The following is a 2,955-nucleotide window of genomic DNA, read 5'->3' on the forward strand; positions in this document are numbered from 1 at the left end:
AAACTTGCTAAAGATAATGTTTTTGTTTGGAAATTGGAAATTAGAAATTAGAAATTCGGTGTTCAATATTCAATAATCAATCGCCAATAATTAAATAATCAATTCCCCGGCTCCTTCACAATCTTCCAAGATTTTTCTTTGTCATTTATTTCTACACGAAGAAAATATGTTCCGGCTTTTTGCCCACTTAGGTTTATATGCAAAACATTTGAGCTTTTTGCTCCGGAAAGTATTTCTCTGCCTAATTGGTTAAAAACCCTGTAAGTAACAGTACCAAGATTTTCCTCACCGGAAATTTGTACAACCACCTCTCCTTTTGTAGGATTCGGATAAACCACCAAATCGAAGTTATCGAGTTTATCGTAGAGTTTTTGTTCTTCAGTAGTTTCTTCTTCCTCAAGAATTTCCTCATCTACAAAACTTATGTCTTGCAATGCAGCTTTACTTGGTGGAGAAAGTGTTATAAACCTTTTTTCTCTATTCCCGGCATCGTCGTAAACGAAAGTAAAATCCTGAGAAAAGGCTGTGATGCTGATTAAGAGGATTGTTAATATCAGTTTAAATTTTGTTTTCATTTTTTCATATTTTGTTATATTATTTCAAAATTATTCTTTTCTAACAATATTCTTTTATTCCGAATATTTCTTATTAAGCCTTGCAGTCATTGTTTCATTCTCAAATATAACAAATTACGAATTTGTATTGTGAAATGTTCGACATATTAAGTTCCTTATTTCATTAACCACAAGTTGAAAGTTTGCGGTAGTTGGGGGAGAATTATGAAAAATAAACTTAAAATTATATGCTTTCTGAGCTTGGTAGAAAACTATCAACATCATTAGGCTCTAAAAACTATTATATTAAGGTTTTACGAAATGAGTTGGCATAGAATACCGCGAAAGGTCTTTATGTCTATAAAAATCTTCAAATTCATAATCTTCAGATTCATAAGTAAACACAAAAGTTTTCCTGTTCCTATCAACATAAAACCAAACACGTTCAAAATTAGGTTCTTTAAATATAAGGATGGGTTCTTTCTTCAGCAACTGCTTTAATGACTTTGTATAATTATTTTCTCTATAAATATACTTACCACAATACAAATCAGTATATGATGATGTTTTTCTTCTGCATGGACAAAATAGTATACTATCATACATAGTAAAAAGTAAAGAACCAAAATACTTGTTTTTGTCAAAGATAATAGCTCGATTTATAGGATTAATTGAATCAATATGTAAATTAATTTTATTATCATTAATAGTGTCAATTTGAATCAAAATTTGAGGAATAAACAAAATATTTAATCCTTCATTCTTTGTTCTTCTATTAATAATAAATTCCTTTGTATAAGGAGGCTCAATATTGCTATCGTGAAACTTTTTATACAAAACATTGATAGTAAATAAGAAATATTTATCCTCACTATAGTTGTTTAATATGCTGTCAATACTAACACACGTTGATTGTGTAAATGCATTTGAAACTACAAGTATCATGAATATTATTTTTATTAATTTCAATTTATTCCTCCTATATTTATCAATTCAATAAGTACTCTTTCCAATTCTCTTTGAGACCATCTAATATTAGTTCCTCTAGCAGGGTCATTTACCCATAAAACAAATTTCGATTTTGGAGTCCACATTCTAATTCTAGTTATTGTAATATTGTGGTCTAATACTCGTCCATTATAAGTTCCCTCATTATAAATAATAGTTGTTGGAAATTTGTTCACTTCCATTGTTCTTGCAATATGCATACCTGTTTTTGGATTGCCCATAACATTAAATCCCGCAGCAGAATAATAATCTGAAGATGTTGCTCCTGCCGGTAGGTCATTATATATCTCTCTAAAGTTATCAATCGTTCTTGTTCCTCCAAAGAATTTTTCCAGCATCTCACTATTAGCTAACATACAGTCCATACTATTAGGTTCTTGACCAACAAAAGGAATTTCTAATGAAACATCTTTATAAGGAGGCTTGCCTGTCAAGAAATGTCTTCCATCTAAAGCTGCATCTATACCTCCCATTATGCCACCACTTATACCACCAAATAAAGCGCCATAGCCGCCAGATATTAATCCACTTCCTAATGCTTGATCAAAGCTCTTGCCTGCTAAAAGTCCATTTCCAGTACTGGATACAAAACCACCTGCAAACCCTGCACCCGCTCCTGCTATAAACCCATTAGCAAAACTACTTGTATAACCTACTGATAAAATAGTAGAAATGCCATGAGTAGAACCAACAAAACCCGCCCCAAAAGCGGCACCAGAAGCTGCAGTTTGAATCCCAACTCCAACTCCTGCACTTAAAGCACCGGTAAGAGCACCAACCCCAAAATGACCAAGTCCTTTCCATGAAAAATCATGACCATTTGCACTCCAATTCGTAAAACCTCCAATTACTGCACCTATAGCCAAATGCCAAAATTCTCCTGATGGATCCGTATAGATCAGCGGATTATTCATACAATAAGAATACCTATTATAATTCTGTGAATTTCCTGGCATTTGTACATAATTGTCGGGGCTTAGCATACGGCCAAGAACAGGATCGTACAATCTGCCGTTCATATTTATTAGCCCAAAATCGCTTAAATGTTCATGTCCTGTATAGCCTCGGCTAAATGCTTGTAGTGGTGTAGTATAGTATAAAAACCAGTTGGTAGCGTCTCTTTGTCTTCCCCAGGCATCGTAGCTGTAGGTTGCATCTATCTGTCCGCTTTCATCAGTTATGGTTTGGATAGAGCCAAGATGATCGGTGTGGATATATTGCAATTTGTCGTTTTGTCCTGTTTCTTTAGTATAAACTGCAAACAAACCGCTTGGGGCGGAAATGTAATGGAATTGTTTTTCGTTGCAATTTTCCACGTTTTCTAATATTTCATTTTTCAAAAACTTGCTAAAGATAATGTTTTTGTTTGGAAATTGGAAATTAGAAATTAGAA

3 protein-coding genes are annotated in these 2,955 nt (G+C 33.2%); all 3 read right to left on the reverse strand.

Annotation, left to right across the window (positions count from 1 at the left end):
- Positions 1-98: 98 nt before the first annotated feature.
- Positions 99-575, reverse strand: a complete 477-nt coding sequence (locus HN894_09285; protein MBT7143519.1) for a T9SS type A sorting domain-containing protein — start codon at positions 573-575, stop codon at positions 99-101.
- Positions 576-860: 285 nt separating this feature from the next.
- Entirely contained in the window at positions 861-1,499 is a 639-nt protein-coding gene (locus HN894_09290) for a hypothetical protein (protein ID MBT7143520.1), read from the reverse strand.
- 20 nt (positions 1,500-1,519) lie between these two features.
- Positions 1,520-2,902 (reverse strand): RHS repeat-associated core domain-containing protein, encoded by a 1,383-nt coding sequence (locus HN894_09295; GenBank protein ID MBT7143521.1) that lies wholly within the window; start codon positions 2,900-2,902, stop codon positions 1,520-1,522.
- Between the last annotated feature and the right edge of the window lie 53 nt (positions 2,903-2,955).

The sequence above is a fragment of the Bacteroidota bacterium genome (genome assembly GCA_018692315.1).
Taxonomy (GTDB): Bacteria; Bacteroidota; Bacteroidia; order Bacteroidales; family JABHKC01; genus JABHKC01.